The 25,261-nt window shown below is 64.5% G+C and carries 31 protein-coding genes and 1 tRNA gene; 14 read left to right on the top strand and 18 right to left on the bottom strand.

The window, feature by feature from the left end; all coding sequences use genetic code 11:
- Positions 1-23: 23 nt before the first annotated feature.
- Genes purL through purQ form a run of 3 tightly spaced genes read right to left on the bottom strand, consistent with a single transcriptional unit; the run spans position 24 to position 3,563 of the window.
- Positions 24-2,249: a phosphoribosylformylglycinamidine synthase subunit PurL gene (gene purL, locus A3840_RS05035; RefSeq protein ID WP_067452856.1), complete on the bottom strand. Its 2,226-nt coding sequence runs from the start codon at positions 2,247-2,249 to the stop codon at positions 24-26.
- Positions 2,246-2,887 carry a Pr6Pr family membrane protein gene (locus A3840_RS05030; RefSeq protein ID WP_082903665.1) on the bottom strand — a complete coding sequence of 214 codons (642 nt, stop codon included), beginning with the start codon at positions 2,885-2,887 and terminating at the stop codon, positions 2,246-2,248. Before A3840_RS05030 ends, purL begins: the two co-directional genes overlap by 4 nt.
- Before the next feature lie 7 nt (positions 2,888-2,894).
- Complete coding sequence (gene purQ, locus A3840_RS05025) at positions 2,895-3,563, bottom strand: phosphoribosylformylglycinamidine synthase subunit PurQ (protein WP_067452854.1); 669 nt, start codon at positions 3,561-3,563, stop codon at positions 2,895-2,897.
- A 184-nt stretch (positions 3,564-3,747) separates the two neighbouring features.
- On the opposite strand from purQ, the gene A3840_RS19610 reads away from it, so the two are divergent.
- Entirely contained in the window at positions 3,748-3,900 is a 153-nt protein-coding gene (locus A3840_RS19610; RefSeq protein ID WP_165603123.1) for a hypothetical protein, read from the top strand.
- A 226-nt stretch (positions 3,901-4,126) separates the two neighbouring features.
- Here the strand turns inward: A3840_RS19610 and A3840_RS05020 are convergent, their stop codons facing one another.
- The 3 genes from A3840_RS05020 to purC all read right to left on the bottom strand — a co-directional run bounded on the left by A3840_RS05020 (position 4,127) and on the right by purC (position 6,482).
- Positions 4,127-5,197 carry an acyltransferase family protein gene (locus tag A3840_RS05020; RefSeq protein WP_067452851.1) on the bottom strand — a complete coding sequence of 357 codons (1,071 nt, stop codon included), beginning with the start codon at positions 5,195-5,197 and terminating at the stop codon, positions 4,127-4,129.
- Between the two features lie 260 nt (positions 5,198-5,457).
- Entirely contained in the window at positions 5,458-5,703 is a 246-nt protein-coding gene (gene purS, locus A3840_RS05015) for a phosphoribosylformylglycinamidine synthase subunit PurS (RefSeq protein ID WP_067453047.1), read from the bottom strand.
- A 14-nt stretch (positions 5,704-5,717) separates the two neighbouring features.
- Positions 5,718-6,482, bottom strand: coding sequence for a phosphoribosylaminoimidazolesuccinocarboxamide synthase (gene purC, locus A3840_RS05010; protein ID WP_067452848.1), 765 nt, complete (start codon positions 6,480-6,482; stop codon positions 5,718-5,720).
- Positions 6,483-6,688: 206 nt separating this feature from the next.
- Between purC and A3840_RS05005 the strand changes: the two genes are divergently transcribed.
- The gene (locus A3840_RS05005) at positions 6,689-7,012 is read left to right on the top strand and encodes a DUF1476 domain-containing protein (protein ID WP_067452845.1); all 324 of its coding nucleotides are present in this window, start codon (positions 6,689-6,691) and stop codon (positions 7,010-7,012) included.
- Positions 7,013-7,083: 71 nt separating this feature from the next.
- Here the strand turns inward: A3840_RS05005 and A3840_RS05000 are convergent, their stop codons facing one another.
- Genes A3840_RS05000 through purB form a run of 3 tightly spaced genes read right to left on the bottom strand, consistent with a single transcriptional unit; the run spans position 7,084 to position 9,379 of the window.
- Positions 7,084-7,506 (bottom strand): GNAT family N-acetyltransferase, encoded by a 423-nt coding sequence (locus A3840_RS05000; RefSeq protein ID WP_067452842.1) that lies wholly within the window; start codon positions 7,504-7,506, stop codon positions 7,084-7,086.
- Positions 7,503-8,051 (bottom strand): RBBP9/YdeN family alpha/beta hydrolase, encoded by a 549-nt coding sequence (locus A3840_RS04995; RefSeq protein WP_067452839.1) that lies wholly within the window; start codon positions 8,049-8,051, stop codon positions 7,503-7,505. Before A3840_RS04995 ends, A3840_RS05000 begins: the two co-directional genes overlap by 4 nt.
- Positions 8,048-9,379, bottom strand: a complete 1,332-nt coding sequence (gene purB, locus A3840_RS04990) for an adenylosuccinate lyase (RefSeq protein WP_067452838.1) — start codon at positions 9,377-9,379, stop codon at positions 8,048-8,050. Before purB ends, A3840_RS04995 begins: the two co-directional genes overlap by 4 nt.
- Positions 9,380-9,598: 219 nt before the next feature.
- Between purB and A3840_RS04985 the strand changes: the two genes are divergently transcribed.
- On the top strand, positions 9,599-9,856 hold the full coding sequence (locus A3840_RS04985; RefSeq protein ID WP_067452835.1) for a PilZ domain-containing protein: 258 nt from the start codon (positions 9,599-9,601) through the stop codon (positions 9,854-9,856).
- 6 nt (positions 9,857-9,862) lie between these two features.
- Here the strand turns inward: A3840_RS04985 and rpe are convergent, their stop codons facing one another.
- The gene (gene rpe / locus A3840_RS04980) at positions 9,863-10,540 is read right to left on the bottom strand and encodes a ribulose-phosphate 3-epimerase (protein ID WP_067452832.1); all 678 of its coding nucleotides are present in this window, start codon (positions 10,538-10,540) and stop codon (positions 9,863-9,865) included.
- A 178-nt stretch (positions 10,541-10,718) separates the two neighbouring features.
- Here rpe and A3840_RS04975 point away from each other — a divergent pair, with 178 nt between their 5' ends.
- Entirely contained in the window at positions 10,719-11,456 is a 738-nt protein-coding gene (locus A3840_RS04975; RefSeq protein WP_067452829.1) for a cytochrome c biogenesis CcdA family protein, read from the top strand.
- Positions 11,457-11,615: 159 nt separating this feature from the next.
- A complete protein-coding gene (locus tag A3840_RS04970; protein WP_067452826.1) occupies positions 11,616-12,815 on the top strand; it encodes a GNAT family N-acetyltransferase in 1,200 nt (399 codons plus the stop codon).
- Here A3840_RS04970 and radC read toward each other — a convergent pair.
- Both radC and map read right to left on the bottom strand, forming a co-directional pair.
- Positions 12,801-13,490 (bottom strand): RadC family protein, encoded by a 690-nt coding sequence (gene radC / locus A3840_RS04965; RefSeq protein WP_067452823.1) that lies wholly within the window; start codon positions 13,488-13,490, stop codon positions 12,801-12,803. The genes A3840_RS04970 and radC overlap by 15 nt on opposite strands.
- A 29-nt stretch (positions 13,491-13,519) precedes the next feature.
- Positions 13,520-14,353, bottom strand: a complete 834-nt coding sequence (map, locus tag A3840_RS04960) for a type I methionyl aminopeptidase (RefSeq protein WP_067453044.1) — start codon at positions 14,351-14,353, stop codon at positions 13,520-13,522.
- A 117-nt stretch (positions 14,354-14,470) separates the two neighbouring features.
- Here map and A3840_RS04955 point away from each other — a divergent pair, with 117 nt between their 5' ends.
- The 3 genes from A3840_RS04955 (at position 14,471) to gpt (ending at position 17,298) form a co-directional block, all read left to right on the top strand.
- Entirely contained in the window at positions 14,471-15,241 is a 771-nt protein-coding gene (locus A3840_RS04955) for a competence/damage-inducible protein A (protein WP_067452820.1), read from the top strand.
- A gap of 101 nt (positions 15,242-15,342) precedes the next feature.
- Positions 15,343-16,662, top strand: coding sequence for a hemolysin family protein (locus A3840_RS04950; protein ID WP_067452817.1), 1,320 nt, complete (start codon positions 15,343-15,345; stop codon positions 16,660-16,662).
- A gap of 138 nt (positions 16,663-16,800) precedes the next feature.
- Positions 16,801-17,298, top strand: coding sequence for a xanthine phosphoribosyltransferase (gpt, locus tag A3840_RS04945; RefSeq protein ID WP_067452814.1), 498 nt, complete (start codon positions 16,801-16,803; stop codon positions 17,296-17,298).
- Positions 17,299-17,396: 98 nt separating this feature from the next.
- On the opposite strand, the gene A3840_RS04940 is transcribed toward gpt, so the two are convergent.
- Both A3840_RS04940 and A3840_RS04935 read right to left on the bottom strand, forming a co-directional pair.
- Positions 17,397-17,684 carry a hypothetical protein gene (locus tag A3840_RS04940; RefSeq protein WP_131798252.1) on the bottom strand — a complete coding sequence of 96 codons (288 nt, stop codon included), beginning with the start codon at positions 17,682-17,684 and terminating at the stop codon, positions 17,397-17,399.
- 129 nt (positions 17,685-17,813) lie between these two features.
- Positions 17,814-17,898: transfer RNA gene (locus tag A3840_RS04935), tRNA-Leu, on the bottom strand.
- 76 nt (positions 17,899-17,974) lie between these two features.
- Between A3840_RS04935 and A3840_RS04930 the strand changes: the two genes are divergently transcribed.
- Both A3840_RS04930 and A3840_RS04925 read left to right on the top strand, forming a co-directional pair.
- Positions 17,975-18,355: a RidA family protein gene (locus A3840_RS04930; protein ID WP_067452808.1), complete on the top strand. Its 381-nt coding sequence runs from the start codon at positions 17,975-17,977 to the stop codon at positions 18,353-18,355.
- Entirely contained in the window at positions 18,355-18,639 is a 285-nt protein-coding gene (locus A3840_RS04925; protein WP_067452804.1) for an ASCH domain-containing protein, read from the top strand. Before A3840_RS04930 ends, A3840_RS04925 begins: the two co-directional genes overlap by 1 nt.
- A gap of 143 nt (positions 18,640-18,782) precedes the next feature.
- Here A3840_RS04925 and A3840_RS04920 read toward each other — a convergent pair whose 3' ends face one another.
- Together A3840_RS04920 and A3840_RS04915 are read right to left on the bottom strand one after the other, a co-directional pair.
- On the bottom strand, positions 18,783-19,454 hold the full coding sequence (locus A3840_RS04920) for an RluA family pseudouridine synthase (protein ID WP_082903663.1): 672 nt from the start codon (positions 19,452-19,454) through the stop codon (positions 18,783-18,785).
- A 57-nt stretch (positions 19,455-19,511) separates the two neighbouring features.
- A complete protein-coding gene (locus A3840_RS04915; protein WP_067452798.1) occupies positions 19,512-20,039 on the bottom strand; it encodes a dihydrofolate reductase family protein in 528 nt (175 codons plus the stop codon).
- Between the two features lie 102 nt (positions 20,040-20,141).
- Here A3840_RS04915 and A3840_RS04910 point away from each other — a divergent pair, with 102 nt between their 5' ends.
- Genes A3840_RS04910 through A3840_RS04900 form a run of 3 tightly spaced genes read left to right on the top strand, consistent with a single transcriptional unit; the run spans position 20,142 to position 21,989 of the window.
- Positions 20,142-20,690 (top strand): methylated-DNA--[protein]-cysteine S-methyltransferase, encoded by a 549-nt coding sequence (locus A3840_RS04910; RefSeq protein WP_067452795.1) that lies wholly within the window; start codon positions 20,142-20,144, stop codon positions 20,688-20,690.
- Between the two features lie 3 nt (positions 20,691-20,693).
- The gene (locus tag A3840_RS04905; protein ID WP_067452792.1) at positions 20,694-21,179 is read left to right on the top strand and encodes a CYTH domain-containing protein; all 486 of its coding nucleotides are present in this window, start codon (positions 20,694-20,696) and stop codon (positions 21,177-21,179) included.
- A 36-nt stretch (positions 21,180-21,215) separates the two neighbouring features.
- Positions 21,216-21,989, top strand: coding sequence for a MerR family transcriptional regulator (locus tag A3840_RS04900; RefSeq protein WP_067452789.1), 774 nt, complete (start codon positions 21,216-21,218; stop codon positions 21,987-21,989).
- A gap of 4 nt (positions 21,990-21,993) precedes the next feature.
- Here the strand turns inward: A3840_RS04900 and A3840_RS04895 are convergent, their stop codons facing one another.
- The gene (locus A3840_RS04895; protein ID WP_067452786.1) at positions 21,994-22,557 is read right to left on the bottom strand and encodes a gluconokinase; all 564 of its coding nucleotides are present in this window, start codon (positions 22,555-22,557) and stop codon (positions 21,994-21,996) included.
- Positions 22,526-23,296: a glucose 1-dehydrogenase gene (locus A3840_RS04890; protein WP_067452783.1), complete on the bottom strand. Its 771-nt coding sequence runs from the start codon at positions 23,294-23,296 to the stop codon at positions 22,526-22,528. The genes A3840_RS04895 and A3840_RS04890 overlap by 32 nt, the downstream gene beginning before the upstream one ends.
- Positions 23,297-23,502: 206 nt before the next feature.
- Between A3840_RS04890 and gndA the strand changes: the two genes are divergently transcribed.
- Positions 23,503-24,921, top strand: a complete 1,419-nt coding sequence (gndA, locus tag A3840_RS04885; protein ID WP_067452780.1) for an NADP-dependent phosphogluconate dehydrogenase — start codon at positions 23,503-23,505, stop codon at positions 24,919-24,921.
- Positions 24,922-25,261 lie beyond the last annotated feature (340 nt).

Here is a 25,261-nt window from a genome sequence, read left to right as displayed (position 1 = left end):
GGCGAGGGGCGGCAAATGCCGGCCTAGCCGTTCATATAGCTGGGGAACCAGTTCTCATATGCGGCGGTCAACGTGGCCACCGGGATTGATGTTGCGGCGCCGAGCGTCAGCGCATTGCTTCCCGTCGTGCCGATCCAGGGCGCGAAGATGCCGAGCGCTTCGGCTTCCTTCCACAGTGCCGCGATCTCCTCGCCCTGCGGGTCGAGGTTGAGGGTCACGAGGTAGCGGCCCTGGTCCTCGCCGAAGAAGGTGAGGATCGGGTCATTGCCCTCCACATCGGTCACGCTCGCGCCGATGCCGCCGGTAATGGCCATCTCGGCCAGGGCGACGCCGAGGCCGCCATCGGAGAGGTCGTGGCAGGCGGTGACGACGCCGGAGCGGATCAGCTTGCGCACGAAATCGCCGGTCTTCTTTTCGGCGGCGAGATCGACATGGGGCGCATCGCCGTCGCGGCGGTCGAACAGGTCGCGCAGATAGATCGACTGGCCCAGATGCATGCCGCGCTCGGCCGGGCCGCCGATCAGCAGGATGGGCTGGTTCTCGGCCACGAAGCCGATGCCGACGCTTCTGTTCCATTCGGGCAGGAGGCCGACGCCCCCGATGGTGGGGGTCGGCAGGATGCCGCGGCCATTGGTTTCGTTGTAGAGGCTGACATTGCCCGAGACGATGGGGAATTCCAGCACCCGGCAGGCTTCGCCGATACCTTCGACGGCTTTTACGAACTGGCCCATGATTTCGGGGCGTTCGGGATTGCCGAAATTGAGGTTGTCGGTGGCGGCCAGCGGCTCGGCGCCGGTCGCGGTCAGGTTGCGCCAGGCTTCGGCCACGGCCTGCTTGCCGCCCTCGAAGGGGTTGGCCTCGCAATAGCGTGGGTTCACGTCCGAGGTGAAGGCCAGGCCCTTGGTCTCGGCGCCCTCGACGCGGATGACGCCGGCATCGCCGCCTGGGCGCTGCATGGAATTGCCCTGGATCAGGGTGTCGTATTGCTCGTAGACCCAGCGACGCGAGGAACAATGATGCCCGCCGATCAGCGCCAGCAGCGCTTCGGCCACGTCCATCTGCGGCACGTCGCTCCTGTCCAGCGCGGCGGGAATGACCGGCTCGGTCCAGGGGCGGTCATATTCGGGAGCTTCGTCGCCCAATTCCTTGATCGGTAGATTGGCGACTTCCTCGCCCTGCCAGAGGACGCGGAAACGCAGGTCGTCGGTGGTCTTGCCGACGGTGGCGAAGTCCAGCTCCCATTTCTCGAACACGGCGCGGGCTTCCGCTTCCTTTTCAGGATGCAGCACCATGAGCATGCGCTCCTGGCTTTCCGACAGCATCATCTCATAGGCGGTCATGCGCTCTTCGCGCACCGGCACCTTATCGAGATCGAGCTCGATGCCGAGATCGCCCTTGGCGCCCATTTCGACGGCCGAGCAGGTGAGGCCCGCCGCGCCCATGTCCTGAATGGCGATGACGGCGCCGGTGGCCATCAGCTCAAGGCAGGCTTCCAGCAGGCGCTTTTCGGTGAAGGGGTCGCCGACCTGCACGGTGGGGCGCTTTTCCTCGATATCGTCGCCGAACTCGGCCGAGGCCATGGTGGCCCCGCCGACGCCGTCGCGACCGGTCTTGGCGCCGAGATAGACGACGGGCAGGCCGACGCCTTCGGCCTTGGAATAGAAAATCTTGTCTGTATCGGCGAGCCCGGCCGCGAAGGCGTTGACCAGGATATTGCCGTTATAGCGCGCGTCGAACTCGACCTCGCCGCCCACGGTGGGCACGCCGAAGGAATTGCCGTAGCCGCCGACGCCGGCGACGACGCCGGAGACCAGGTGGCGGGTCTTTTCATGGTCGGGCGCGCCGAAGCGCAGCGCGTTCATGGCGGCGACGGGGCGAGCGCCCATGGTGAAGACGTCGCGCAGGATGCCGCCCACGCCGGTCGCGGCGCCCTGATAGGGCTCGATGAAGCTCGGATGGTTGTGCGATTCCATCTTGAACACCACGGCCTGTCCGTCGCCGATATCGACGACGCCGGCATTCTCGCCCGGCCCCTGGATGACGCGCGGCCCCTTGGTCGGCAGGGTGCGCAGCCATTTCTTGGAGCTCTTGTAGGAGCAGTGCTCGTTCCACATCGCCGAGAAAATGCCCAGCTCGGTATAGGTCGGCTCCCGCCCGATCAGGTCGAGAATCTTCTGGTATTCATCCGGCTTGAGGCCGTGGCTGGCGACCAGGTCGGGGGTGATGGCGATGTCGTTGCGCAGGGTCATTGGGCTGGTGTCCGGGAAAGGCGGGCAAGGAAGTGGTCGGCGGCGATCACCAGCACGGCCAGCACCGCCAGGAACACCGTCATATAGACGGCGTTGGCGGCGACCTGGCCATAGCCGAGATCGATCGCATTGAGGATGGGATAGGGATATTCCTGCACCCAGGCGCCGCGCGCCATGGCGTAGAGGAAGTAGATGAAGGTCGGCACCAGCATCAGGGGCAGGTCGGCCCAGTGCAACTGGCCGTGGCGCTGCGTGGCGCTCCACCAGGCCAGGTAAACCAGCGGGCAGACATAGTGGAGGATGATATCCGCCACGGCGAACAGCCCTTCGAGATCGCTGAGAAAGCGCAGCACGAAAAAGACATAGAGGCCGACCAGCGCGATATTGGCCGCCACCAGACCGCGCACCAGCGGCCGGCGGAATAGGCTCAGCCAGTGCCAGCCGGTCGCGTCCGACAGATAGACCAGGACCAGCGCGATATTGGTGAGGATCGTGTAATAGGAGAAAAAGGCGCCCAGGGCGCCGGGCAGGTCCCGCCCATGGGCGAGCATGTCCTGCATCGAGATGGAAAATTGCAGCACCAGGCCGGCGCTGCCGAGCAGCAGGCCGGTCCAGGTCAGAGCGCGCTGCAGGGCCATATTGGGGTTACGCCACCTGCTGGAGCGCGGCGGCGAACAGGGCGCGCCCGTCCTCGCCGCCATGGGCTGCCTCGATGAGGTTTTCGGGGTGTGGCATCAGGCCGAGCACGTTCTTGTTCTCGTTGAAAATGCCGGCAATGTCGTTGATCGAGCCGTTGGGATTGGTGCCTTCGGCATAGCGGAAGGCCACGCGGCCCTCGCCCTCGATGCGCTTGAGCGTTTCGGCATCGGCGAAGTAATTGCCATCGTGATGGGCGACCGGGCAGCGGATGATCTGGCCCTTGGCATAGCCGCGCGTGAAATCGGTGTCGGCATTGACCACTTCGAGCTTCACTTCGCGGCAGACGAATTTCAGCGACATGTTGCGCATCAGCGCGCCGGGCAGCAGGCCGGCCTCGATCAGGATCTGGAAGCCGTTGCAGACGCCCAGCACCTTGACGCCCTGGGCGGCACGCTCGCGCAGCTTGTCCATGATCGGCGAGCGGGCCGCGATGGCGCCGCAGCGCAGGTAATCGCCATAGGAGAAGCCGCCGGGAATGACGATCAGGTCGGCATCGGGAATATCGGCGTCCTGATGCCAGACGATGGCGGGCTTGCTGCCCCCGATCTTGGTCAACGCCGCGATCATGTCGCGGTCGCGGTTGAGGCCCGGAAACACGATGACGGCGGCCTTCATCGCTTGATCCTTTGTTTCTGTGGGGTGTTCGGGGTCCTTGTGGTGAGTCTTGATGAAAAAGGCAAGGGGCTGGGCCGGCCGATGCCGGCAAATTGCGCGGCGCCGAGCGGCAATCGCTGCAAAAGGCGGAACCATGGCGGGAATGCGGCGTTCGGCCTTGGTGCAAGTTTCAGGGAGCAAGCCAATGCAGCAGCAATCGACGTCGTCGCAAAAACCGGTAACCGTCCGGGGCTCGGAAGGCCGGGCGCATCTGGTGTCGGACATGAAGCGCCAGGATGCGCGGCCGCCGCTCCGCATCCGCCCCATTGTGCCGAACATCTTCCGCACGCCGAATTGATCGACATCTACTGATAAAAAAGCCGGCCCCGGTGCCGGCTTTTTCGCGTTCAGCTCATCTCACTCCAGGGTTGCAATGGCTGCCCCACCATCGTCACCACCGGGCCTGTCCCGGTAGTCCATGCTCGCCGCGCGATGGATTGCCGGGACAAGCCCGGCAATGACGACTAGTCGGGTGAGAGCGCCCGGGTTCCGACAGCCGTAGCTACATTTTCCGGTCCGCTGCTTTACTCGGCTGGGATTCCGGCGGGCTTGGTGCCGCGCGCGGTTCCGGGCAGGTGGGCCCAGGCCGGCCGCTCGAACAGGAATTTGCCGAAACCGAGCTTCTGCACCAGCCACCAGAGCAGGAGCGGCGCGCCGATGGCGGCGATCATGGTGACGAGGCTCACCAGGTTGGGTTCCTCGATGCCGAAGCGCAAAAGGGCGATGCGGGCAATGCCCATGGGCAGCACGAAGGCCACGTAGATCACCAGCGACTTGCTGCCCATCCAGCGCAGCCAGTTCATCCAGGGCAGGCGCACCAGCAGGGCCGCCGACATGACCACCGCCATGGAGCCGGCCAGGGCCAGGATGAGATGCAGGCCGGGCAGGGCGCCCCAGCCCATGTGGATATGCACCGGGTCCATGACGAAGCCCGGCGAAAACACCATGACGGCATTGATCACGGCCCAGGCCGCGAGCGCGCCCAGCGCCAGCGCGACATGGTCCATGGCCCAGTCGGCCAGCTTGAAGATATGCGGCGCCAGGGCATAGCCGGCATAGAAATAGACGAAATAGGCGGCGAACTGGTCGATGAGATAGCTGCCGGTATGGATATTGGCCATCTGCAGGATGGCGGCCACGGCCAGAACGGCCCAATGCGGCGCCCTGGTGTCGAACAGGAACTTGGCCACCAGCCCCATGACGCCGAGCATGTAGATGAACCAGAGCACGCCGTAGGGCGAGATGATCGCCCAGGCCAGCGAGCCGGCGGCGCCCAGCGGGTCGCGGCCCACCAGCGCTTCCTTGAAGACGATGTGTATGATGGCCCAGAGCGCGTAGAAATAGAAATAGTGCACCACGCGCCTATCGGCATAGGCGCGCCAGGGCCGGGTGATGACCTGGCTCAGGAACAGGCCGGAGAGCAGGAAGAATTCCGGCATGCGGAAGGGCATGGCGAAGGCGATGGTCCAGTGCAGGAAACCGGTCTGGCCGGTATCCTCGCCCACGCTGGAGGCGCAATACATGATGACGACGAGAAAGATGGAGAGGCCCTTGGCCATGTCCACCCAATCGAGCCTTGTCCTGGCGTTTTCCATCGGCCTGCGCTCCCCCTTGTGATGAGGAGCAGCATAGGCCTGGCAGCGTCACCGCGGGATTAAGCCCGGGCCTGCAAATGCTGTAAAACGCCAGCTTGGTAAGGAATTGGCTAAAGCCTTACACCGGTACCGAAGCATAGGCCGCGAACAGCAGGCCAAGAGAGGCAAAAAACATTACGGAAAGAGCAATCTGGGACTTACGCATGGCTATATGGTCCTGCGCCGAACGGGGCACGAGTTAGGATTTTGCCGTAAAGGCGTTAATGTGAAATTTCGATCGCGAAGTTTTCGATCACAGTATTGGCGAGGAGCTTTTCGCACATCGCTTTGATCTGGGAACGCGCGGCCTGCTCGTCGGTTCCTTCGATCTCGAAGTCGAAAACCTTGCCCTGGCGCACATTGCTGACACCGCCGAAGGAAAGGCTGGCCAGAGAGCCTTCGATGGCCTGGCCCTGGGGGTCGAGAACGCCGTTCTTGAGCGTGACGATGACGCGCGCTTTCATCAGATCTGTTTCCGAAACTACTGGACGAGACGCGGACCGGTGGTCAGCGCATTGTCGTTTTCCACCAGGATGCCGAGGCGCTGGGCCACCTCGCGATAGCTTTCCACCAGGCCGCCGAGATTTTCGCGGAAGCGGTCCTTGTCGAGCTTGTTGCGGGTCTTGATGTCCCAGAGGCGGCAATTGTCCGGGCTGATTTCGTCGGCCAGCACGATGCGCATCAGGTCGCCCTCATAGAGGCGGCCGACTTCGATCTTGAAATCGACGAGCTGGATGCCGACGCCCATGAACAGGCCGGTGAGGAAATCGTTGATGCGGACGGCCAGGCTCATGATGTCGTCGAGCTCGGCCGGGTTGGCCCAGCCGAAGGCGGTGATGTGCTCTTCGGAGACCATCGGGTCGCCGAGCGCATCGTCCTTGTAGCAGAATTCGATGATCGAGCGGGGCAGGCGGGTGCCCGGCTCCAGCCCCAACCGCTTGGCCAGCGAGCCGGCGGCGTAATTGCGCACGATGATCTCGAGCGGGATGATCTCGACTTCCTTGATCAGCTGCTCGCGCATGTTGATGCGGCGCAGGAAATGGGTCGGGATGCCCAGATCGTTGAGCTTGGAGAAGACGAACTCGGAAATCCGGTTGTTCAGCACGCCTTTGCCGTCGATCACTTCGTGGCGGGCGCCGTTGCCGGCGGTGGCGTCGTCCTTGAAATACTGAACCAAAGTGCCCGGCTCGGGACCCTCGAACAGGATCTTGGCCTTGCCCTCATAGATTTTGCGTCGACGGTTCATCTCGAATCCGTTGCCATTGAGAGGTGGGTGGATTGGGCCGCTTCATGCGCCAGAACGGGGCAAGAAAGCAAGGCCTTTCCTGTGGAGCGCGATGCGCGGGGCACGGCGTCGCAGCCTTGGGCGCGGCGTTGATTTGCGGGCAAAGACCCCCTATGTCCAAGAGCGAAGCCGGTTAGGCGGCAAGACAGAGCCATTTGGGAGAGATCATGAACCAGTTTGAAGATCGGCAGAAGGGCCAGGAAGCCAAGTTCGCTTTCGACGCCGAAAAGAAGTTCAAGGCCGAGGCGCGCCGCAACAAGCTGCTGGGCCTGTGGGTTGCCGAGCTCCTGGGCCTGTCGGGCGACGCGGCCAATGCCTATGCCGCCGAAGTGGTGGCCGCCGATTTCGCCACTCCGGGCGACAGCGATGTGTTCGAAAAGGTTTCGGCCGACCTCAAGGCCAAGGGCGTTGCGGTCGATGACGCGGCAATCCGGTCCAAGATGGATCAATTGGTGATCGTGGCCAATGAGCAGGTCGCTGCGGAAGGCTGATCATTTTTAGCTGCAAGTTTAGGGGGCGTTCGCCGGTCGGCGGGCGCCTCTTTTCTTTGCACTCGTTCGGCCTAGGCGCGGGCCGGCACCAGCATGGCCATGCCGATCGAGGCCGGCATGACCGGCTCGAATCCGTATTTCGCGTAAAGATGGCGCGCATCGCCGTCGGCGATCAGGCTGACATAGGCGCCTGCGGGGGCGTGCGTGGCTAGGTGCTGCATCAGCGCCGCCATGATCGCCTTGCCCAGGCCCTTGCCGTGATGGGCCGGCTCCAGGGCGATATCGACGATCTGGAATGCCGTGCCGCCGTCGCCGATGATCCGCCCCATGCCCACGGCGCGGCCGCCATGCCGCACAATGACGCCGAACCAGGTATTGGGCAGGCCCTTGGCCGCCTGTTCCGCCGTCTTGGGGCTGAGCCCGGCCGCCACGCGCAGGCGCTGGTAATCCTCGGCGGAGGGCGTTTCGGGCCGGATGTCGTAATCGCCGGTCACAGCCGCTGCATCAGCCGCGTGAACATCAGCAGCCCTTCCGGCCAGGGGCCGTGGCCGGAATCCACGTTGATATGGCCGGCCTCGCCCGCCATGTGAAAGTCCGAGCCCCAGCAGGTGGCGAATTCGACGGCGCGATCGACGCTGCAATAGATGTCATTGGTCGACGCCACCACCATGGACGGGAAGGGGAAGGGATCGCGCGGCACCGGGCGGAACGGCTCCACTTCCGGCGGCACGGCCGGGCTCAACTCGGCATCGGTGGGCGCCACGAGAAAGGCGCCCCGCACATTCTCGGGCAGGCGCGAAGCGGCATGGGCAATGGCGATGCAGGACAGGGAATGGCCGATGAGCACGACCGGGCGGGTGGTCAGCCGCGTCGCCTGATCGATCGTATCCACCCAGTCGTCCAGTTCCGGCTCATCCCAATCGGCCTGCTCGACGATGGCCGATGTCCGCATCTTTTCCGCCCAGCGGACCTGCCAATGGCCCGGCCCGGAATTACCCAGGCCCGGCAGGATCAGGATGTCGCAATCGGCAATTCTCATGCGCCGAAGACCCGCGCGAAGATCGTGTCGACATGCTTGAGGTGATAACCGTCGTCGAACATGGCGTCGATTTGTTCGTCGCTCAGAGTCACTTGCGGGTCATCCTTGAGGTTCTGCGCGAACAGCCCGGCGCGGTCGCCGCGATGTTCCCAGACCTTCATGGCATTGCGCTGCACCGCCGCGTAGGAATCCTCGCGGCTATAGCCGGCCTGGGTCAGCGCCAGCAGCACGCGCTGGGAATTGTGCAGCCCGCCCAAGAGATCGAGATTTTTCCGCATGTTTTCCGGATAGACGACCAGCTTGTCGATCACCCCGGTCAGCCGCGCCAGCGCGAAATCCAGCGTGATCGTGGCGTCCGGCCCGATCATGCGCTCGACCGAGGAATGGGAAATATCGCGCTCGTGCCAGAGCGCCACGTTTTCCAGGGCAGGAGTGACCATGCCGCGCACGAGGCGGGACAGCCCGGTCAGGTTTTCGGTCAGCACCGGGTTGCGCTTGTGCGGCATGGCCGAGGAGCCCTTCTGGCCGGGCGAGAAATATTCCTCTGCCTCCAGCACCTCGGTGCGCTGCAAATGGCGGATTTCGGTTGCCACCCGCTCGATGGAAGAGGCGATCACGCCCAGGGTGGCGAAGAACATGGCATGCCGGTCGCGCGGGATCACCTGGGTGGAGACCGGCTCGATGGAAAGGCCGAGCTTTTCGGCCACATACTCTTCCACGGAAGGGTCGATATTGGCGAAGGTGCCGATGGCGCCGGAAATGGCGGCGGTGGCGATTTCGGCGCGCGCCGCTACCAGGCGGGCCCGGTTGCGCGAGAATTCGGCATAGGCTTCCGCCAGCTTCACCCCGAACGTGGTGGGCTCGGCATGGATGCCGTGGCTGCGGCCGATGGTGATGGTGTTCCTGTGCTCGAAGGCGCGGCGCTTCAGCGCCTCGAGCAGGGCACCGATATCGGCGAGCAGGATATCGGCGGCATTCCTGAGCTGCACCGAGAGCGTAGTGTCCAGGATGTCGGAGGAGGTCATGCCCTGGTGCACGAAGCGCGCATCGGGTCCCACGATTTCCGAAAGATGGGTCAGGAAGGCGATGACGTCGTGCTTGGTGGTGCGCTCGATTTCGTCGATCCGCGCGACATCGAAGCCGTAATCGCCCAGCTCCGCCTTGCGGGCATTCATCACGTCCCAGATCTTGTCGGCGCTCTCCTTGGGCACGACGCCGAGTTCGGCGAGCTTGGAGGTGGCGTGCGCCTCGATCTCGAACCAGATGGCGAAGCGGCTTTCGGCCGACCAATTGGCAACCATTTCGGGGCGGGAATAGCGCGGGATCATGGGTTTAGCCTTGATAGATCAGAGTTTGATTCAGATGCCCCGGGGGCAGACGGGCCGCGCGGCCCGGAGCCAGCCTGGCCGTTCGCCGAACTCACTACAGCGCCACGCCGATCAGGACCAGCCCAAAGACGCTATCCGGCAATCGCGGCGGGCTGTGAACAATCGCATTTTAACGAATCCGTTAGGGTCCCGTTCGGCGACTCGAGGCAGACCGGTGTCATGTTCAGAGAACGCCGCGCCGCCACCCGCAAAGCCGTCAATACCAGGGCCATCGTCGTTTGGAGCGATGGACTGAAGCGGGCCTTTGCCATCATCCTCGACATGTCCGAGACCGGCCTGCGCATCCGCCTCGATCACGAGGCCGAAATCGGCAGCGACGGCTATATCCTGTTCGACCACAGGATGGAGCCGTTCCGCGTGGCCTGGCAGGCGAGCCGATCGGCCGGCCTGCAATTCACCATGCCGCTGGAGGCTTGAGCCCCCTCAGGCCCGCCGGCTGGCCGCGTCGCGGATGGCCTTGATCCGGCCGGCATAGGTTGCCGGGTCGTTGCCGCCATAGATCGCCGAGCCCGCCACCAGCACATTGGCCCCGGCCTCGACGATCGCCCGCGCATTGTCGGCGGTTACCCCGCCATCGACCTCGAGATCGATATCGCGCCCGCCGATCAGCGCCTTGGCCTGCCTGATCTTGTTGAGGCTTTCGGGAATGAAGCTCTGCCCACCGAAGCCGGGATTGACGCTCATCACCAGCACCAGGTCGCAATCTTCGATGACGTGCTGGATCGCCGAAACCGGCGTTGCCGGATTGAGCGCCACGCCCGCCTTCTTGCCCAGTGCCCTGATGGCTTGGAGCGAACGGTGCAGATGCGGCCCCGCCTCGGCATGGACGGTGATGATATCGGCCCCGCCCTTGGCGAAATCGGCCAGGTAGGGATCGGCCGGCGCGATCATCAGGTGCACGTCGAACACCTTGTCCGTCACCCCACGCACCGCCTTCATCACCGGCGCCCCGAAGCTGATATTGGGCACGAAATGGCCGTCCATCACATCGACATGGATGTAATCGGCTCCGCCTTCGGCAATGGCCTTAACCTCGGCGCCGAGCCGCGCGAAATCGGCGGACAGGATCGATGGCGCAATGCGGAGCGGACGATGTGTCATGGGCACCTCGATGGGAAAAAACCCATTTGCTGTAACGCGCGGGGCAGGGGGCGGCAAGCTCTCTTGGCCGGGGACTCGGGGCCGGCCGGGCGCTCACATCGGCGCGATGCGACCCAAGGGCTCATTGCTTTGTGCGGGACAGGCGCTACACAGGGGCGCGAGCAAGGAGCGTCGTGAATTGGAATTTTCCCTGCCTCTGGTCATCGGTGCGGGCGTATTGAGCTTTCTCAGCCCCTGCGTGCTGCCCCTGGTGCCGCCCTATCTCACCTATATGAGCGGGGCGAGCTATGACCAATTGCGCGCCGAATCGGCGAGTATCGGCGGGCGGCTGCAATTGCGCGTCGCCGTCACCTCGATCTTCTTCATCCTGGGCTTCACCGTGGTATTCGTGGCGCTGGGCGCCACCGCCACCGCTTTCGGCCAGGTGTTCCGCCAGCTCCTGCCGATCCTGACGCCGATTGCCGGCATCGTCATCATCGCCATGGGCCTGCATTTCCTGGGCCTTTATCGCATCGGCATTCTCGACCGGCAGATTCGCCATCAGGGCCCCGGCATGGCGTCCGGGCCTCTGGGCGGGTTCCTGCTGGGCCTGGCCTTCGCCATCGGCTGGACGCCCTGTATCGGGCCGGTCCTGGCCGCGATCCTCTCCGTCGCCGCCAGCCGCGACACCGCCTGGGAAGGCGCCTCGCTGCTGGGCCTCTATTCGCTCGGCCTGGGCATTCCCTTCTTCCTGGCCGGCATTGCCGTGGGGCCCTTCCTCACCTTCTTCCAGGGGTTCAAGAAGCATCTGGGCATGGTCGAGAAGATCATGGGGGGGCTCTTGGTTCTCACCGGGATCCTGTTCCTCACCGGCAATTTCACCCGCATCTCCTATTGGTTCCTGGAGACCTTCCCGGTCCTCGCAACCTTCGGCTGATCGGGAAGCTCGCATTAACCTTTGCACCATTTCCCGCACTTTATCGGCGGATCGCGGCTGCATTTTCAGGACTGATTTACCCGCGCACCCGAAGCTGCGGTCGATCTGGGGTGCCTGGGGGGCGGTTTGGTGCGAGCGGAAAGCCAGTCATTTGGCGCAATGGTGGGGAATCTGGCGAGCGCCATCGCCATGGAGCCGGCCGGCTTCGGCGAGCGGATCGGCATTCGCGTCACCAGGCGCATCGAGGATGTCGAGGTCGCCTGGCGCGACCTGACCGCCGGCGCCGTTCAGTCCCCCGGCCTGGGCTACGATTTCATCCGCCTCTGGGTCCGGGACCGCAAAATTCCGACAAGCCAGCAGCGCTATGTGCTCGCCGAACTGGATGGCCGCGCCATTGCCATCCTGCCGCTCCATCTCAAGCGCGTCTGGGGCATCCGGGTGCTCACCTGGTTTCCCGGCACCAATGCCGGCTGCTATGCGCCGGTGGCGGACCATGCCCGCCTCGCCGCTCTGGGCCCGGCCGGCCGCGCCGAGCTGTGGCGCGCCATGACTGCCGATTTTCGCGGGGCGGAGCTGCTCTTCCTGCGCTCGGTTCCCGCCGAGGTGGACGGACATCCCGGCCTCTTCGACGAATTGGGAACCTGGCTGGAGCATGAAACCCTCTATCGGGCGCAATTCTCGTCCTGGGCGCAATGCGACGGCGAACAGCGCAGCCGGTCCCGCCGCAAGCATGACCGGCAGCAGGGCGATCGCCTGGCGGCGCTGGGAGCGGTCTCTTTCGAGGAAATCACCGATCCGGTCCTTGCTGCGCCCGTCATCGACACCATGTTCCACCAGCGCTCCGAGCGCTTCCGCGCCCAGGGCATCCGCGATTGTTTCGTGGAAGACGATCTGATCGGCTTCTATCACGCGGCCATGGCGCCCGGCTCGGGCATCGATGTGCGCCTGCACGCGCTGCGGGTGGAGGGCGAGGTGGTCGCGGTGCGCTACAATATCGTGCATGGCGATCGCATGTTCTGCCTCATCTCCTCGATGAGCGATTGCAGCCGCATGCAGGGCGGCTCGCCCGGCAAGCAATGCCTGCTGCGGGTCATGCAGGACGTGTTCGACAACGGCATTGCCGTCTTCGACATGGGCTCGGGCTTCACCGACGAAAAGCGGCATTGGTGCAATGTGCAGGTGCCGCTGCGCCATCATTATATCGGCCTGACGCCGCTGGGTGCCGTGGTGATCGCGGCCCATCGCGGCTTCCAGCAGGTGCGCATATGGGCCAAGGCCAGCCCCGGGGTGAAGAAGAGCCTGCGCGCCCTGCAGCAATTCCGCGACCGGCTGGGCCGCAAACGCTCAGATGAGCTTTAGCCCGCGCAGCGAGGCGTGGCCCGATTTGCCCACGATGATGTGATCGTGCAGCACGATGCCCAGCGGCTTGGCGATCTCGGCAATTTCGCGCGTCATGCGGACATCGGCGGAGGAGGGGGCCGGGTCGCCCGAGGGATGGTTGTGCACCAGGATCAGGGCGGTGGCCGAGAGTTCCAGCGAGCGGCGGATGACTTCGCGGGGATAGACCGGCGTATGGTCCACCGTGCCCACCTGCTGCACCTCGTCGGCGATCAGCCGGTTCTTCTTGTCGAGGAACAGGATGCGGAACTGCTCCACCGTCTCATAGGCCATCTGGCTGCGGCAATAATCGATCAATTGCGACCATGAGGCCAGGATGGGCTGTTCGCGGCTGATCTGGTCGCGGCCATAGCGTTGCGCCGCCGACTGGATGACCTTGAGATTGGTGATCGAGGTGGGGCCCAGGCCCTTCACCTCCGCCAGCCGGGCCGGCGCGGCGCCGAGCACGGCGGAGAACGAGCCGAAATGGCCCAGCAATTCCTTGGCCAGCGCCTTGGTGTCGCGCTGGGGCAGCAGGATATGCAGCACCAGTTCCAGCAATTCGTAATCGGCCAGCGCCTCTCCGCCCACGTTGTTGAAGCGCTCGCGCGCCCGTTCGCGATGGCCCAGATAATGCGGCTTGGCCGCTTCGGACATTCCCGATCCCGTATCGTCCGGCTTTTTCGTCACGCTGCCGCCCGGCTGGCCATGGGGTTGAACAGGTCAGCGGGAGAGAGAGTGAAGATTTCGCAGCCCGTTTCGGTGATGCCGATGGAATGTTCGCATTGCGCCGACAGCGTCCGGTCGCGCGTCACCGCGGTCCAGCCGTCCGAGAGGATTTTCACATGCGGGCGGCCGAGATTGATCATCGGCTCGATGGTGAAGATCATGCCCGGCTTGAGCGGGACGCCAGTGCCCGGCGTGCCGAAATGCAGGATGTTGGGCTCGTCATGGAACAGCCGGCCGAGGCCATGGCCGACGAAGTCGCGCACCACGCTCATGCGCTCGCCCTCCGCCACCGCCTGGATGGCGGCGCCGATATCGCCGGTCGTATTGCCCGGCCTGGCGGCGGCGATGCCGGCCGCAAGGCCTTCATAGGTGACCTCGATCAGCCGCTCGGCCTTGCGTGAAATTTCGCCCACCGGATACATCCGGCTCGAATCGCCATGCCAGCCATCCACCACCAGGGTCAGGTCGATATTGACGATATCGCCCTCGCGCAGCGGCCGCTGGTCGGGAATGCCGTGGCACACCACATGGTTGATCGAGGTGCACAGGGCATGGCGGTAGCCCTTGTAGAAAATCGTCGCCGGCACCGCGCCATGGTCGCGGGCGAATTCGTGGGCGATCTGGTCGAGCTTGGCCGTGGGCACGCCCGGCTCGACATATTCGGTCAGGATGTCGAGGGCCTGTGCCGTCAGCGCGCCGGCCCGGCGCATGCCTTCAAAACCTTCTGCGCCATGCAGGGGGATGATGCCGGGCGTACGGCGGGTTTTGCTGGATGCGTCGACATAGGTGATCATGAACATACTCCTGCCCGCAAAATAGGGGCACAAGCCGCTTATGGGAAGGCCGTACGCGGCTTGACTCGGCTTTGCCCGGGAGGCATCCACAGATGCCCCTTTCGGATAGACACCATGACCCAGCAGAACAATCGCGTCACCGCCGGAATGATCGTCATCGGCGACGAAATCCTCTCCGGCCGCACCAAGGACGTCAATATCGGCGCGGTCGCCGATTTCTGCACCGATCTGGGCATCGACCTCATCGAGGTGCGCGTGGTGTCTGACGAGATGGACGCCATTGTGGAGGCGGTCAACGCGCTGCGCGCCCGCTGCACCTATGTCTTCACCTCGGGCGGGATCGGGCCGACGCATGATGACATCACCGCCGATGCCATCGCCACGGCCTTCGGCGTCGCCCTGCCGATCAATGCCCAGGCCCGCGCCATGCTGGAGGCGCGCTGGCAGCAGACCGGCACCGAGGTAAACGAAGCGCGCCTGCGCATGGCCCGCATTCCCGAAGGCGCCGATCTCATCGTCAATTCCGTCAGCGCCGCGCCGGGCTTCCGCATCGGCAACGTGCATGTCATGGCCGGCGTGCCCATCATCATGCGGGCCATGCTCGAAGCGCTGGCTCCCACGCTCCAGGGCGGCCGGAAAGTGCTGTCGCGCACGGTCAAGGCGGCGGTGGGCGAGGGGACGGTGGGCGGCCCGCTGGGCGAACTCCAGGCGCAATATCCCGACGTCAAGATGGGCTCCTATCCGCAGATGGGCCGCGATCGCGTCATGACCGAACTGGTCCTGCGTTCCGCCGACGAGGCTCGGCTCGAGGAGGCCACCGCCAAGGTCAGGGCCATGGTCGATGCGGCCCATGCCAAGGCCGGCGTGACCCCGCCGGAGGATTGAGCCGCGCCAGTCTTCCCCAGCCATCGACGGCTTTGCCTTTGCCAAAAGCCGGCGCGCCCATTATTTCCTGGATTTTGGAAACATGGGATTGAAAAGAAAAGGTGGCTGTCAACGTTTGGGATGTCGTCGGGATCGGCGCGGTCTTGCTGCTGGTGCTGGCGAACGGTTTTTTCGTGGCCGCGGAATTTTCCCTGGTTGCCGTCCGGCGCAGCCGGGTGACGCAATTGGTGCAGGATGGGGCGGCCAATGCCAGGCCGCTGCAAAAGGCGGTCGAGTCGCTGGATTCCCATCTGGCGGCGACCCAATTGGGCATTACCCTCTCATCATTGGCGCTGGGCTGGGTGGGCGAGCCGGCCTTGGCCCATCTCATCGAGCCGTTGCTGGTCCAGCTCATGGGCCAATATGCCGAAATGGCGTCCCATGTGACCGCGGTGATCATCGCCTTCGTGCTGATCACCATGCTCCATATCGTGGTGGGTGAACTGGCGCCGAAAAGCCTGGCGCTGCAGCGCAGCGAAGGCACGGCGCTGGCCATCGTGCGGCCGCTGAACTGGTTTCTCATCGTGTTCCGCCCGGCCATCACGGTGTTGAACGGCATGGGCAACATGCTGCTGCGCGCCCTTGGCCTCAGGCCGACATCGGGGGAGGAGGGCGTGCATTCGCCCGAGGAGATCAAGCTGCTGGTGGCCGAAAGCTATCGCGCCGGTATTGTCGAGGCCGGCCAGCACGAGGCCGTGGCGCGGGTTTTCGATATCGGCAACCACAAGGTGGCCTCGATCATGACGCCGCGGCACGAAATCGACTGGATCGACATCACCGCCGACGATGCGGAAATCCGCGCCGCCTTGCGGCAGAGCCGCCACCGCCAATTGGTCGTGGCCGAGGGGCGGGTGGATGAGCCGGTGGGCGTGGTCTCCAAGAAGGATCTCCTGGAGCAATTGCTGGCCGGCGGGGATATCGATGTGCGCGGCGCGCTCAAGGAGCCGCTCTATGTGCTCGACACGTCCCCGGTTTTCGCCGTGCTGGAGCGCTTCAAGGCCGAGCCGGTGCGGATCGCGCTGGTGGTGGACGAATATGGCCAGACGGAAGGGATCGTCACCCAGAGCGACCTGCTCAATGCCCTGGCGGGCGACCTGGCGGACGAGGACGATCCCGCCGAGCAGATTGCCGAAACCGATGGCGTTCTCCATGTCGGGGGCGGCTATCCGGTGGCGGAACTGCTGGCCCGGCTGGGCATCGAGGATGGTCCGCGCAATTACCAGACGGCGGCCGGGCTGGTGCTCAATCAGTTCAGGAGATTGCCGCGCGCCGGCGAGAGCTTCCCTTTCCATGGCTTCCGCATCGAGGTCGTCGCGCTCGATCGCCATCGGGTGGCGTCGATCGCCATCCGGCCGGAGGGCGCCGGCGAGCACCAGGAATAGGGAGCAAGAGAGTTGTGGGCGTGTGCGCGCGGTGCAATAGCGCAGGCCTGCGGCTTTTGCTAAGCAACGGCAAATTTCTTTATCGGGCGCGTGGCGTCCACACAGAACAGATCGGCCTCGTCCCGTCAGGAGAGTTCCTTGAGCAACCCGAACCAGAAGTCCTTTCCCGTCACCTGGGATCAGTTCCATCGCGATAGCCGCGCCCTGGCATGGCGGCTGGCCGGCATGGGGCCGTTCGACGCGGTGGTCGCCATTGCCCGCGGGGGCCTGGTGCCCGCGGCCATCGTGGCGCGCGAGCTCAATATCCGCACGGTCGAAACCGTGGCCTGCAAGAGCTATGACCACCAGAACCAGGGCGGGATCAAGGTTCTCAAGGAAATCAGCCAGCCGGTGCTGGAGCTGGCCCGGAACGGCGGTAAGGTGCTGATCGTCGATGACCTGGTCGATACCGGCAACACCGCGCGCGTCGTGCGCGACATGCTCCCCGGCGCCCATTTCGCCACCGTCTACGCCAAGCCCAAGGGTCGCGACATGGTCGATACCTTCATCACCGAAGTCAGCCAGGACACCTGGATCTTCTTCCCCTGGGACCTCGACGTGGCCTATGTGGCCCCGATTTCGGGCGGCACGGACTGAGCCGGCCCGACTTATCCCCTCGTCCATCAAAGTCCGAAAGCTATTGGGACCCGTCGTTTCCGTTCGACACCGCCTGAGGCGTGGTGCGGGCTGCGGATTTACATGCGCGGTTCACGGCATTCGGCATAGGTAAACCGCCAGCCCACGAGATCCGGATGCTTTTGCGGATCGGATAGCTGGCGCGCGAGCACTTGCGCTGCGCCGGCGTCCAGGGCCTCTCGACAATCGAACATGGACATGGCCTGGCGCTGCAATCGCGCCTCGACCGGCTTGTAGGCGCCATTGGCGTCCCGGAACATCATCCAGACGATCGCTTCGGCCTGGGCCGGAACGGCGAAGCTCACCGATAGAGCTGTGGCCGCAAGCAGTTTTTTAAGTACAGACATCTCCAATCGCCCCCCTGTCTGCCGGCCATAAAGGCACGGACCGGCAGGCACCGGCAATCCCTTTGAATCTTCGGGAGAGGAATCCGATCACTGACGAAGTGGCCCTCGGCAGGGCCGCGCCTTCCGGGCTGGTGCGGGCGGCGGGAATCGAACCCGCAAGGCTATCGCCGAGGGATTTTAAGTCCCTTGTGTCTACCAATTCCACCACGCCCGCTTGGCCCGGCCGCCCGTGTTTGTCACAAGGACTTGGACAAGACAATTGCGACGTGACGATTCTTCCCGGAGGCCTAATGATCGAACGCATCGAAACCGGCATCGCGCCGTCCTCGGCGCCCATCAATGACGCGGTGCGCGCCGGCAAGCATGTCTGGCTGGTCGCCATCGCCGAAGACCCGGTGACCGGCGACATCGTCGCCGGCGGCATCGAGGCGCAGGCGCGCCGCTGCATCCAGAACCTGGAGATCGCGATCAGGGCGGCCGGCGGGACGCTGGCCAATCTGGCCATGGTCCAGATTTTCCTCACCGATGCCGCCGATGCCCCGGGCATGAACGCGGTCTATCGCGAATTCTTCACCGCCCAGCCCTATCCGGTCCGCGCCACCGTGGTGGTCAAGGAATTGCTGGCCAAGGGCCTCAGGATCGAAATCACGGCTCAAGGGGTGCTGGACTGATGCTGCTCAAGCGCGATCTGCTCGAAGACATCAAGGCCGGCAAGGTGGACCTCATCTTCCGGCGCTGGAACCGGCCCACGGTCAAGCCGGGCGGCACGCTCAAGACCAAGGTGGGCCTTTTGGCCATCAAGGCCATTACCGATATGAGCCCGGACGAGGTCACCGACGCCGAGGCGCGCCGCGCCGGCTTCAAGGACGTGCCCGATTTCCGCCGCTGGCTCGATAGTATGAAGGAAGGGGCGCTCTTCCAGCGCATCGAGGTTGGGTATATCGGGGAAGAGTAGGGACAGTTCTCGCGAGCCGACCCCACCCCATCGTCATTGCCGGGCTTGTCCCGGCAATCCATTTTCGACATCGCATGGACCACCCGGACAAGCCGGGTGGTGACGCTGCAGGGTGGGCCGGCTTCTCACATCACCGCCTTGGACTAAAACGGCACCGGCGCCGAAAAGGTCATGAACTCTTTCGTCGTCGGGTGGGTGAAGCCCAGTTCCGCCGCGTGGAGCTGCAATCTGTCCGCCGCTGTGAAGTCGGCGCCTTCGGCATAAAAGGCATCGCCCAGAATCACATGGCCGATGGCCTTCATGTGAACTCTCAATTGATGGGTCCGCCCGGTCAGCGGCACGAGCCTGACCCGGGTGGCCTCTTGCTCACGCTCGATCACCTGCCATTCGGTCTGCGCCGGGCGGCCATGTTCGTAGTCGACCTTCTGGCGCGGCTTGTTCAGCCAGTCGGTCGCCAGGGGCAGGTCGACCAGGCCGCTGTCCTGTTCCAGGATGCCCGATACCCGGGCCACATAATGCTTGGTGGTCTTGCGATGCTCGAACTGGCTGCCGATAAAGCCGTGGGCCGGCTTGTTCAGCGCCAGCACCAGGACGCCCGAAGTGTCCTTGTCGAGCCGGTGGCACATGCCCGCCGAGGGCCAGGTCTGGCGGGCGCGATATTCGATGCAATCCCACAGGCTGGGATCCTTGCCCGGCACGCTCAGCAGGCCGGATTGCTTGTTCACCACCAGGATGTCGTCATCGACATGGATGACGTCGAGGTAGGGATCGGTGGGCGGAAAATAGTCGAGCAAAGTGGGCATGGGACCGGGCATGAGGCCCTGTAGCAGACAAGGGCCGGTTTGACCAATGGCCGGTCCCGCGCCGCCTTGTTAGGTGAAGCGGTAATGCAGCCGCACGCAGCCCTTGTCGAGCGCCTTGGCCGAGATCAGCTCGGGCGAGGCCTTGAAGCCGGTGGGCGGGAAGAGCGGGGTGCCCCCGCCGATAATTTCGGGGATGACGTAGATTTCGATCTCATCCAGCGCACCGCGCTCCATGAAGGCCATCTGCAACTGGCCGCCGCCCAGCATCCAGACATCGCCATCGTCCAGGGCCCGCAATTCCTCGATCAGCGCGTCCACATTGGAGCGGGTTTCCAGCTTGCCCTTGGGATTGTCGATCGGGGTCCGCGTCACCACCAAGGTGCGTTGCGCCTCATAGGCCCAGGGCGATTCCTCAGCGGCGATCCAGTCATAGGTGGCCCGGCCCATCACCACGGTGCGGATGGATTTGATGAAGGTGCGGTAATCGTGCTCGCCCAGATTCATGTCATCATATTTGAACAGCCAGTCGAGGCTGTCGTCGGAAGCGGCGATGAATCCGTCCAGGCTGGCGGCGATATATCCGAGAATTCTGGCCATGGTTTATCCCTTCGATTTTTGCGCGCTCTGGTTGATCGGTGCGGGCGACAGAACCTGTCAGCAGCTCAAACGCCCCGCTGGCGCCGCCGGATGCACCGGCCTATGCTCGACGCCATGGAAACCGCGACCTTCGATACGGCCCTGGGCATGTTCGGCATCGGCTGGACCGAGCGCGGCGTGGCGCGCCTGCTCCTGCCGGGGGAGGATGCCGAGGCGATGCGGGACCGCCTCGATCGCGGCGGCGCCCGTCCGGGCGAGCCGGACCGGGCCATATCGGCGTTGATGGGTCGCATCGAGGATTATGCCGAGGGCGTGCGCGTCGATTTTTCCGGCACCAGGCTGGATCTGGCCGGCGTGCCGGATTTTCACCGCCGGGCCTATGATCTCCTCCTGCTGGTGGGCTGGGGCGAAACCCTCACCTATGGCGATCTGGCCCGCCAATTGGGCGATGTCGGCCTGTCGCGCGCCGTGGGCCAGGCCATGGGCGCCAATCCCATCCCGCTGATCATTCCCTGCCATCGGGTGCTGGCCGGCAATGGCAAGCCGGGCGGGTTTTCGGCGCCGGGCGGGGCGGTCTCCAAGGTCAGGATGCTCGCGCTCGAAGGCGTCAGCGTCGGGGCGCCGGCCGGCCAGATGAGCTTCGGGTTCTGAGCCATGGGCGTCGAGATCGAACGGAAATTCCTGGTCGATGGCACGGCCTGGCGGGCAGCGGTCAGCCGGGTCCACATCCTGCGCCAGGGCTATCTCTCCACAAATGCCAAGGCGACGGTGCGCATCCGCATCGTGGACGATGCCAGGGCCTTTCTCACGCTCAAGGGGCCGGTGAGCGGCATCAGCCGGGCCGAGTTCGAATATGAAGTGCCGCTCGACGAGGGCAGGGCCCTGCTGGACCTGGCGCGGCCGCATGTGGTGGAAAAGCGCCGCCACCTGGTGCCCCATGAGGGCGTGACTTGGGAAGTGGACGAGTTCGAGGGGCTGCACCAGGGGCTGGTCATGGCCGAAATCGAGCTGGACAGCCCCGGCCAGGCCATCGCGCTGCCGGATTGGGTGGGCCGCGAGGTCAGCCATGACGACCGCTATGCCAATGCCAGCCTGTCGCGCAATCCCGGCGTGCCGCCCGTTGACCCTGACGTGGCGTGAGGGATTATCTGCTGGTCTCGCGGAGGATGCGGGAACATGAAGACCTATTCTGTCAATCAACTGGCCCGGCTTGCCGGCGTCTCGGTGCGCACCTTGCACCATTATGACGAGATCGGTCTGCTCAAGCCCGCATTCACCGGCGAGAACCGCTACCGCTATTATGGCGAGGATGAATTGCTGCGCTTGCAGCAGATCCTCATCCATCGCGAGCTGAACATTCCCCTGGCCGAAATCGGCGCCATCCTCGATGCGCCCGGTTTCGACCGTCTGGAGGCGCTGCAGAAGCAGCGCGAACGGCTCGATGAACAGGCGCAGCGCTTCGCCGGCATGGTGAGGACGATCGACCGCACGATCGCCCATCTCAAAGGAGAGCGCAAAATGCAGGAATCCCAATTATATGCGGGCATCGTCTCGCCCGAAAAGCAGGCCGAATACGAGGCCTGGCTGGTTGAGCATTACGGGTCGGCCATGGAAGAACGGATCGAACGGAGCCGCAAGGACATGGCGGCCATGAGCGAGGCCGAACGCCAGGCCTGGATGGCCGAACTCAAGGCGATCGAGGATGGCCTGGCCGAAGGTCTGCGGCGCGGCCTGCCGCCACAGGCGGCCGCTCTCGATCCGATGCTGGAGCGGCACCGCCGCTGGGTCGGCCGGTCCTGGGGGCGGGATTGCACGCCGGAGGCCTATGCCAATCTGGCCGATATCTACCGGCATCCCGATTTTCGGGCGCGCTACGAGGCCATCGAGCCCGGCTTTGCCGATTATCTTGTCGCGGCCATGAAGGCCTGGGCCCGGCGGCAGGGCGACTGAACCCCTATTGCCAGCGCTTGAACGTCTTCAGATGTTCCAGCGTGCCGGTGACCGTGCGGACGATCTTGTCGACGCTGTCGGTCACTGGCACGGCCATGACGTGTTCCTGCGCTGCGTCGGGCACTTCAAGCGTTGCGAACTGGCTGTCGAGCAGGCTGGTGGGCATGTATTCGTGGCTGCGGCGGGCCATGCGTTCGCCGATCACCTCCCGGCTGCCGTCGAGATAGACGAACAGCACCGGCTCGCCGGCCTTTTCGGTGATGAAATCGCGATAGGTCTTTTTCAGCGCCGAACAGGCGCCGACCGCCACGCCCTTGCGGGCGGCGGCTTGCTTGAGCGCCGCGCTCAGCGCGTCCAGCCAGGGCCAGCGATCCGCGTCGGTCAGGGGGATGCCGGCGCGCATTTTCTCCACATTGGCCTCGGGGTGATATTGGTCCCCGTCGAGGAACGGCGCATGCAGCGCCCGGCCCAGGGCCGCGCCGATCGTGGATTTGCCGGAAGAGGAAACGCCCATCACGATGATGATGCGGGCGGGCTCAAACCGTGGCTGTGAAGGCGCCGTCGACATAGAGGATGTGTCCGTTGACAAAGCGGGAGGCATCGGAGGCCAGGAAGACGGCGGCGCCGCCCAGTTCTTCGGGATCGCCCCAGCGGCCCATCGGCGTGCGGCCGGCGATCCAGGCGTTGAATTTGTCGTCCTTGAGCAGCGCCTCGTTCATCTCGGTGGAGAAGTAGCCGGGCGCGATGCCGTTGACGTTGAGGCCGTGCTTGGCCCAATCCACCGCCATGCCGCGCGTCAGGTTGGCCACGGCCGCCTTGGTCGCCGCATAGGGGGCGATGGAGGGGCGGGACAATTCGGCCAGCAGCGAGCAGATATTGATGATCTTGCCGCGCCCGCGCGAAATCATGTGCCGCGCCACCGGCTGGGACACGTTGAACACCGAGGTCAGGTTGGTGGCGATCACCTGGTCGAACTTTTCGGGCGGAAAGGCTTCGAGCGCGCTGCGGAACTGCATGCCCGCATTGTTGATCAGGATGTCGAGGGGGCCGATTTCGTCCTCGATATGGGCGACGGCCTCGTTGACGCTGTCGCGGCTGGTGACGTCGAAGGCCACGGCGCGCACCGCATGGCCCTCGGCGGCGAGATCGGCCGCCGCCCGGCCCAGGGCTTCGCCATCGCGCCCGTTCAGCACCAGCGCGGCGCCGGCTTCGCCCAGTGCCCGGGCCATGGCCAGGCCCAGCCCGCGGCTCGATCCGGTGACGAGCGCCCGGCGTCCGGAAAGGTCGAAAGGCGATGCTTTGCTCATGTTCCGGCTCCCTTTTTGCGCGTCAGGACTTGTTAGAGGAGCGGGTGCCGCCATGCAAGGTTGGGGCGCCGAACTTCCATACAAGTTGTGCGTTTTGCGCCGCTTTTGCGCAATTCGCCCTTCCTTCTCCGGCTGGTTTATGCTCACTTCCGCCCGCGCGCCATGCGCTGCGTGCATGATACGACGATTTCGGAAGGACTTTGCGGATGTCGACAGCGGATATTGGCCTGATCGGCCTGGCGGTGATGGGTTCCAATCTTGCCCTCAACATCGCGGAAAAAGGCTATACCGTCGCCGTGCATAACCGCTCGGCCGGCCGCATCGACGAATTCGTCGCCGAGGCCAAGGCGCAGGGCCTGTCCGACCGCACCATTCCGAAATACGACCTCGCCGATTTCGTGCAGAGCGTGAAGGCGCCGCGCTCCATCATCATCATGGTCAAGGCCGGCAAGCCGGTGGACGACATGATCGAGCAATTGCTGCCCCATCTCGAGCCCGGCGACGCCATCATCGAATGCGGCAATTCCCTGTTCACCGATACGCAGCGCCGCTTCGATTATCTCAAGCCCAAGAATATCGGCTATCTCGGCGTCGGCGTGTCCGGCGGCGAAGAGGGCGCCCGCCACGGCCCCTCCATCATGGTCGGCGGCTCCAAGGAGCAATGGCACAATGCCGAGGCGGTGCTGACGGCCATTGCCGCCAAGTTCAGCGGCGAAAGCTGCTGCGCCTATCTCGGCGAGGGCGGGGCGGGCCATTTCGTCAAGACCATCCACAATGGCATCGAATATGGCGACATGCAGATGATCGCCGAGGTCTATGGCGTGATGCGCGACGGGCTCGGCATGTCGGCCAAGGAATGCGCCGCCGTGTTCAAGAAGTGGAACCAGGGCCCGCTCAATTCCTACCTCATCGAGATCACCGGGCATGTGCTGGATGCCGTCGATGACCAGACGGGCGCCCCGCTGGTCGATCTCATCCTCGACAAGGCCGGCCAGAAGGGCACCGGCGTCTGGTCCGCCATCGTGGCGCAGCAGATGGGCGTGCCCGCCACCGCCATCGAGGGCGCCGTCGCGGCCCGCTCGATCTCCTCGCGAAAAGCCGAGCGCGTCGCGGCCGAGGGCATCTATGGCAAGCCGGACCGCGCCAGGACCGACGTGACCCTGGAAGACCTCGAAAAGGCGCTGCTTGCCGGCAAGATCGTCTCCTATGCGCAGGGCTTTGCCGTCATCGCCAAGGCCTCGGAAGAAAATGGCTGGGCGCTGCCGCTGGCCACGATCGCAAAAATCTGGCGCGCCGGCTGCATCATCCGCTCGCGCTTCCTCGACCAGATGTCGAGCGCCTATGAAAAGGGCGAAGCGGTCAACCTGCTGGTCGTCCCCGATTTCGTCGCGATCATGAAGGACAGCCATCCCAGCCTGCGCAAGGTCGTCGCCGCTGCCGCCATCGGCGAATTCCCGATGATCTGCCTGTCCGCCGCGCTGAGCTATTTCGACAGCTACCGCCAGGCCCAGGGCACCGCCAACCTCATCCAGGGCCAGCGCGACTTCTTCGGCGCCCACGGCTTCGAGATCGAAGGCCGGGGCAGCGACCTGCACGGGATCTGGCCGTCGACCCTGGGCAAGTAAGGGCAAACACCGGCACCCACCTCCCCCTTGACGGGGGAGGTAGCGCAGCTTGGCCGAAAGGCCTAGCGAAGCTAGGAGGGGGTGCTCCCGCGCAACAGCGTTAGAGATCAAGCACCTTGCCGCCCACCCCCCTCACCCGTCTCGGCCTGCGGCCGATCCACCTTCTCCCCGAGGGGGAGAGGAATAAGAGGCGCTGTGCCAAAGCAAACGCCGCACCATTCTTCTCCCCCTCGGGGAGAAGGTGGCCCGTCAGGGCCGGATGAGGGGGCTGCTGCCACAAACGCCGAACCCGCAAAAAACCAAAACTTATCCCCACCCCATCACCCCATATTATTCTCCC

Source organism: Devosia elaeis (assembly GCF_001650025.1).
Classification (GTDB): Bacteria; Pseudomonadota; Alphaproteobacteria; order Rhizobiales; family Devosiaceae; genus Devosia; species Devosia elaeis.
Note: the sequence above shows the minus strand (reverse complement) of the source record. Positions and strands in the feature narration are given on the sequence as shown.